At 65.7% G+C, this 6609-nt stretch carries 7 protein-coding genes; 4 read left to right on the top strand and 3 right to left on the bottom strand.

Annotated elements, in window-relative coordinates; all coding sequences use genetic code 11:
• The coding region (tilS, locus tag GPA22_RS14715) for a tRNA lysidine(34) synthetase TilS (protein WP_169256814.1) at nucleotides 1–327 on the top strand (327 nt) is incomplete at its 5' end.
• A 30-nt stretch (nucleotides 328–357) separates the two neighbouring features.
• Here the strand turns inward: tilS and GPA22_RS14710 are convergent.
• From GPA22_RS14710 to GPA22_RS14700, 3 genes are all read right to left on the bottom strand, one after another.
• Nucleotides 358–729, bottom strand: a complete 372-nt coding sequence (locus GPA22_RS14710; protein WP_169256813.1) for an RNA-binding S4 domain-containing protein — start codon at nucleotides 727–729, stop codon at nucleotides 358–360.
• Nucleotides 730–800: 71 nt separating this feature from the next.
• On the bottom strand, nucleotides 801–1415 hold the full coding sequence (locus GPA22_RS14705) for a response regulator transcription factor (protein ID WP_169256812.1): 615 nt from the start codon (nucleotides 1413–1415) through the stop codon (nucleotides 801–803).
• Nucleotides 1412–3406, bottom strand: coding sequence for a sensor histidine kinase (locus tag GPA22_RS14700; RefSeq protein ID WP_246264395.1), 1995 nt, complete (start codon nucleotides 3404–3406; stop codon nucleotides 1412–1414). Before GPA22_RS14700 ends, GPA22_RS14705 begins: the two co-directional genes overlap by 4 nt.
• A 138-nt stretch (nucleotides 3407–3544) precedes the next feature.
• On the opposite strand from GPA22_RS14700, the gene GPA22_RS14695 reads away from it, so the two are divergent.
• The 3 genes from GPA22_RS14695 (at nucleotide 3545) to GPA22_RS14685 (ending at nucleotide 6603) form a co-directional block, all read left to right on the top strand.
• Complete coding sequence (locus tag GPA22_RS14695; protein ID WP_169256811.1) at nucleotides 3545–4549, top strand: TRAP transporter substrate-binding protein; 1005 nt, start codon at nucleotides 3545–3547, stop codon at nucleotides 4547–4549.
• Nucleotides 4550–4627: 78 nt separating this feature from the next.
• Complete coding sequence (locus tag GPA22_RS14690) at nucleotides 4628–5323, top strand: TRAP transporter small permease (protein WP_169256810.1); 696 nt, start codon at nucleotides 4628–4630, stop codon at nucleotides 5321–5323.
• Complete coding sequence (locus GPA22_RS14685) at nucleotides 5320–6603, top strand: TRAP transporter large permease (protein WP_169256809.1); 1284 nt, start codon at nucleotides 5320–5322, stop codon at nucleotides 6601–6603. The genes GPA22_RS14690 and GPA22_RS14685 overlap by 4 nt, the downstream gene beginning before the upstream one ends.
• The last annotated feature ends 6 nt before the right edge of the window (nucleotides 6604–6609 follow it).

The following is a 6609-nucleotide window of genomic DNA, read 5'->3' as shown; positions in this document are numbered from 1 at the left end:
AAGAGACAGGAGCTGCCCTGGGGGGCGGGCAAGGTGGTCTTTGCGGAGGCGGTCGGCGCAGGGCTGAGCCGGGCTGCGCTGGACCGTGCCGGGGAGGTCGTGCTGAGTCCGCGCTGGAGCGGGCTCGCGCTGCGCGAAGGCGCGGGCCGGCCGCGCCGCAGTTTCAAGAACCTGTGCCAGGAAGCGGGGATCCCCGCGTGGCTGCGGGAGCGCCTGCCGGTGCTGCGAGTGGATGGTGAGGCGGCGTGGATCGGGGAGGTCGGGGTCGCGGCGGAATTCCGCTGCGCGCCGGGCGAGCCGGGACTCGTTCCGGTCTGGGAGCGCTGAATGGCCACGCGGCGGCGGCCATTCCGGTGATCAGAAACCTTCGTTGAAGCCGCGCATCTGGCGGCGCGCCTTCTTCGTCGGCCGTCCGCGCAGATCGCTGCCGGGGACCGGTGCGAGGCGCCGGTCTTCCTTTTCGGCCGCACGGCGGGCGCTGCTTTCGGGCGTTTCCTCGTACAGCTGCTGCGCCTCGACGGCAGGACGGCGTTGTTCGTTGAGCCCGCGCACGATGACGGTCCATTGCGTGCCGCCCGCGACGATGTCGAGGCTGTCGCCGACGCGCAGCTCGCGGGCGGGCTTCACCGCCTGGCCGTTGAGCCTGACGTGCCCGCCTTCGATCGCCTGGCTGGCGAGCGAGCGCGTCTTGAAGAAGCGCGCGGCCCACAGCCATTTGTCGATGCGCATGCGCTCGACAGCGGAGTGGTGAGCGTGAGGGTGATCGGGGTGCGGCACGATGGGGCGGATTCCGGCGGGAGTCAGAGGGCGCGGTTGCGGACGAGATTGACGAGTTGCGCGAGCTCGACCGCGGAGCGCACTTCCATCTTCTCGAACACCTTGGAACGGTGGGCTTCCACGGTCCGCATCGAGATGCACAGTTCGTCGGCGATGACCTTGTTGAACTTGCCGGCGAGGATCAGCTCCATGACTTCCTGCTCGCGCGCGGTGAGCAGGGCGAGGCGCGCCTCCACAGTGTCGCGGGTGGCCTCGGCGCGCTTGTTGTTCGCGTCGATCTCCAGCGCCCGCATGACGATGTCGACCAGATCGCTGTCGTTGAAGGGTTTTTCGATGAAGTCGAATGCGCCCTTCTTCAGCGCGGCGACGGCCATCGGCACGTCGCCGTGGCCGGTGATGAAGATGACGGGCAGCTGGTTGCCGCGCTGGCGCAGCACGTCGAAGCATTCGAGGCCGCTCATGCCTTGCATGCGGATGTCCAGCACGACACAGCCGCGCCAGCCGGGCTGGAGCGCCTCGAGAAAGCTCTCGGCGCTCGACCAGGTGGCGCACGCGACATCGCGCGTCTTGAACAGCCACTGCAGGGCGTCGCGGATGGCTTCGTCGTCGTCGATGATGTGGGCGCAAGGCTGGGTCATGAGGTTTCCACGGGTAGCGACAAGGTGAAGATGGTACCGCCGTCGGGGTTGGTTTCGAAACCGAGCCGGCCGTGGTGCAGCTCGGCGATGGAGCGGCAGATGTTGAGGCCCATGCCCATGCCTTCGGTCTTGGTCGTGAAGAAGGGTTCGAACAGCCGGCGGGCGGTTTCGGGATCGATGCCGGTGCCGTTGTCGGCGACGCGCACGACGAGCATGTCGCCCTCGCGCTGCGTGTTCACGCGCACGGTGCGCCGCGACGGCGGATTGTCGCGCATGGCGTCCATGCCGTTGCGCACGAGGTTCACGATGACCTGCTCGATCATCACCGGATCGGCCGCCACGGCCGGCAGCGATTCGTCGAGCTCGGTTTCGACGCGCATGCCGCGCTTGGCCGAATCGGCTTCGATGAGGCCGATCGCCTCGCGGATCATCAGGTTGATGTCGAGCGGTTCGCGCTTGGGCTCGGAGCGGCGCACGAAGTCGTGCACGCGGCGGATGATGTCGCCGGCGCGGCGTGCCTGCCGGCCGATGCGGTCGAAGATGTCCTTGAACTCCTCGCGGTCCAGCGTGGGCTGTTCGAGGCGGTTGAGGCAGCCGGTGTTGTAGCTGGCGATCGCCGCAAGCGGCTGGTTGAGTTCGTGCGCGAGGGTCGAGGCCATCTCGCCCATCGTGATCAGGCGGGATGTGGCCTGGAGGCGTTCTTCCTGCTGGCGCGCGAGTTCCTCGGCATGCTTCTGGGCGGAGATGTCGAGCAGGGAGCCCATCCAGCCGGTGTGCCGTCCCGCGGCGTCGATCAGCGGGGCTTCGAAGATGAGGGCGTCGAAACGTTCGCCGTTCTTGCGCCGCAGGCGCAGTTCGAAGCCGTCGGGCGGGGCGTTGCCGCTGAGGACGCGGTCGTGGACCTCCTGCGTCTGTTCGAGGAACTCCGGGTCCCAGTAGGGCATCGGCGGCGTGCAGCCGACGAGCTCCGCGGCGCTGTAGCCGACCATCCGGCAGAAGGCGGGGTTCACATAGGTGATGCGGCCGTCGCGGTCGCGGGCGCGCAGGCCGGTGAGCATGGAGTCCTCCATCGCCCGGCGGAACAAGGATTCGCTGCGCAGGGCCTGTTCGGCCCGGTGGCGGCGCTGCAGCTCGCGGCGCAGCTGCAGCACGCTCCAGATCAGGATGCCGCCGAGCAGCAGGATGGAGCCGATCAGCAGGACCTGGACCCAGCGCGTCTCGCCGCGGTAGGCGGTGACCTGCAGCGTGAGGCCGCCGCCGGGCGGATCGAGGGCCATCGAATAGTTCAGCCGGTCCGACAGCGGCGCGACCTTGGATTTCGACACGAGCACGCGCCCGTCGCTGTCGTGCACGCTCACGCGGTAGCGCTCGGCGAACCACCAGGGCAGCTCGTCGGTGACGAGCTCGCGCAGGGAGTAGACGCCCACCATCGCGCCCGCAAAACCGTTCTCGGAGTAGATCGGGACATGCACCTCGAACTGCTGGCGGTCGCCGGCGGCGGCATGGATCTGGCCGTAGATGGGCCTTTCCAGCGCCCGGGCGAGGCGGAATCGCGAGGCCGACTGTTCGCTCGGTGATTCCCCGGGCATTTCTCCTTCGCCGAGGGGGGGCAGCGCACCCTGCATGTGGCCGGTGGCGTCGAGCCACATCACGCGCACGAGGCCGTTCTCCGAGCGCACGAGCTGGCGCAGTGCGGCCGAGGTCTGCGATGGGTGGTGGTCGGTGGTGGAAAGGATCTCCTGGCCGATCTGTGCGAGCTGCGAGACGTTGCGGTCGAGCTTGAACTGCAGGTTCTGCTCCATCCACAGCACGTCGTTGATGAGCGTGGCTCGCTGCTCCTCCTCGTCGTAGGCGCGCGTGAACCAGACGAGCGCGGCGATCACCACGAGAAACAGCAGCACGGTCAGGTAAGGCACGGCCGTCAGCCAGCGCTGCCGGGCGGTCAGGGCGATGGTCGCGCGGGAGCTCATCTGCGGGTGGACGGCGTCCATGTTGTGGATAACCACAATGTTATAGGGTGGGGGCGATTCATAAACTGAAACAAGTGTCCGGCGCTTCTGGTTGCTGCACGGCACCCGCCCGGACATGGGACAGGTATATATAACTATGTAATTTGGAGGAGATAGAGGATGAAGATCCGCTCCCTTTTCATTGGTCTCGTCGCAATGGGGCTGTCCGCTGCCGCGGTCGCCGCCGATCCCGTCGTTATCAAGTTCAGCCACGTCGTCGCCAACGACACGCCCAAGGGCAAGGCGGCCGACAAGTTCAAGGAACTTGCCGAGAAGTACACCAAGGGTGCCGTCAAGGTCGAAGTCTACCCGAACAGCACGCTGTACAAGGACAAGGAAGAAATGGAGGCGCTGCAGCTCGGCGCCGTCCAGATGCTCGCGCCTTCGCTGGCGAAGTTCGGTCCGCTGGGCGTGAAGGAATTCGAGGTCTTCGACCTGCCGTACATCTTCGACGGCTATGAGGACCTGCACAAGGTCACCCAGGGGCCGGTCGGCAAGCAGCTCCTCGGCAAGCTCGAGGCGCGCGGCATCAAGGGCCTGGCGTTCTGGGACAACGGCTTCAAGTCGCTGTCGGCCAATAGCCCGATCAAGACGCCCGAGGACCTGAAGGGCAAGAAGCTGCGCGTGCAGTCGTCCAAGGTGCTCGAGGAGCAGATGCGTGTGTTGGGCGCGATCCCGCAGGTGATGGCATTCTCCGAGGTGTATCAGGCGCTGCAGACGGGCGTCGTCGATGGCACCGAGAACCCGCATTCGAACCTCTACACCCAGAAGATGCATGAGGTGCAGAAGCACATGACCCTGACCGACCACGGTTACCTGGGTTATGCAGTGATCACCAACAAGAAGTTCTGGGACGGCCTGCCGGCCGAGGTGCGCGGCCAGCTCGAGCAGGCGATGAAGGAGTCGACCGACTTCGCCAACAAGATCGCGCGTGACGAGAACGACAAGGCCCTCGAGGCCGTGCGCGCCTCGGGCAAGACCGCGATCTACAAGCCGACCGACGCCGAGAAGCTGGCGTTCAAGAAGGCGCTTGTGCCGGTGCACAAGAAGATGGAGTCGCGCATCGGCGCCGAGATCATCAAGGAAATCTACAAGGAAACCGGGTTCGACCCGTCCAGGCTGTAATCCATCCACAGCTCCGACGCCCGCCACGCTGCGCAGGGTCCTGCGCGGGCGGGCGTCCTTGCGACGGGAGAAACCCTCATGCTTAAAGTGCTCGATCACCTCGAGGAGTGGCTCATCACCTTCCTCATGGGTGCGGCAACATTGATCATCTTCGTATCGGTGGTGCACCGCTACGGCTCCGGCCTGTCGATTCCGGGCGTGCAGGACTGGCTGCTGTCCCTCAACCTCGGCTGGGCGCAGGAGCTCACCATCATCATGTTCGTGTGGATGGCGAAGTTCGGCGCCGCGTACGGCGTGCGCACCGGCATCCACGTCGGCGTCGACGTGCTCATCAACCGCCTGTCGGACGCCAACCGTGCCAAGTTCGTCGTCATCGGCCTGGGCGCCGGGGCGCTGTTCACCGGTATCGTCGGCACGCTGGGCCTGACCTTCGTGCTCGAGAACGGCGCGCATTACCAGTTCCTGACCTGGTTCGGCATGGACACCGGCGACCTGTACGAAGGGCCGACGACCCCCGACCTGGAATGGCCGACGTGGATCGTCTACTCGGCGATCCCGCTTGGTTCCTACCTGATGTGCTTCCGCTTCCTGCAGGTGATGGTGGCCTTCATCCGCACCGGCGAGCTGCCGACGCATGATCACGGGCACGTCGAGGGTATCGACGAGGAGAACCTGCCGGTCGACGCGAACTACCTCGACATGGACGACAACCTGCATCCGCACGACCTGACGCACAAGCAGATGGGCGAAAACGGCAAGGGAGGCAAGCAATGAGCGCCGCCATCATCTTCGTCCTGCTCCTGGTGCTGATGCTCACCGGGATGCCGATCTCGATCTCGCTGGGCCTCACCGTCCTGACCTTCCTGTTCACGATGACCCAGGTGCCGATCGAATCGGTCGCACTGAAGCTCTTCACCGGCATCGAGAAGTTCGAGATCATGGCGATCCCGTTCTTCATCCTCGCGGGCAACTTCCTCACCCACGGGGGCGTGGCGCGGCGCATGATCAACTTCGCGACCGCGATGGTCGGCCACTGGCACGGCGGCCTGGGCCTGGGTGGCGTGCTCGCGTGCGCGCTGTTCGCCGCGGTGTCCGGTTCGAGCCCCGCGACGGTGGTCGCGATCGGCGCGATTTTGCTGCCGGCGATGGTCAGGCAGGGCTTCCCGAACAAGTTCGGCGCGGGCGTCATCACGACCTCGGGCGCGCTCGGCATCCTGATCCCGCCGTCGATCGTCATGGTCATGTACTCGGTGTCGACCAACACCTCGGTCGGCGCGCTCTTCATGGCGGGCGTCGTGCCCGGCCTGCTGCTCGCGTTCTTCCTCGGCTTCACGACCTGGTACCGCGCACGCAAGTTCGACTATCCGCGCCAGCCGAAGGCGAGCGCGGGGGAGCGGCTGCGCGCGTTCAGGGAGTCCGCATGGGGCCTGTTCCTGATCGTCGTCGTGATGGGCGGGATCTACACCGGCATCTTCACGCCGACCGAGGCCGCCGCGATGAGCGCGGTGTATGCGTTCTTCGTCGCGGTGTTCGTGTACAGGGACCTGGGCATGAAAGATGTGCCCAAGGTGCTGCTGAACTCCGCCAACATGAGCGCGATGCTGCTCTACATCATCACCAACGCGGTGCTGTTCTCCTTCCTGCTCACGCACGAGAACATCCCGCAGCAGATGGCGGACTTCATGATCGGCACCGGCGTGGGCGTGGTCGGCTTCCTGATCATGGCCAACATCCTGATGCTGATCGCGGGCAACTTCATGGAGCCGTCGTCGATCGTGCTGATCCTCGCGCCCATCCTGTTCCCGATCGCGGTCAAGCTCGGCATCGATCCGGTGCATTTCGGCATCATCATGGTCGTGAACATGGAAGTGGGCATGTGCCATCCGCCGGTCGGCCTGAACCTCTACGTCGCCTCCGGCATCACGAAGATGGGCATCACCGAGCTCACCGTCGCGGTGTGGCCGTGGCTGGTGTCGATGCTGATCTTCCTCGTGCTCGTTACCTATGTGCCGTGGATTTCGCTGGTGCTGCCCAGGGCGCTCGGCATGATGTGACGCGCC

The sequence above is a fragment of the Aromatoleum toluvorans genome (assembly GCF_012910905.1).
GTDB classification, from domain to species: Bacteria; Pseudomonadota; Gammaproteobacteria; order Burkholderiales; family Rhodocyclaceae; genus Aromatoleum; species Aromatoleum toluvorans.
Note: the sequence above shows the minus strand (reverse complement) of the source record. Positions and strands in the feature narration are given on the sequence as shown.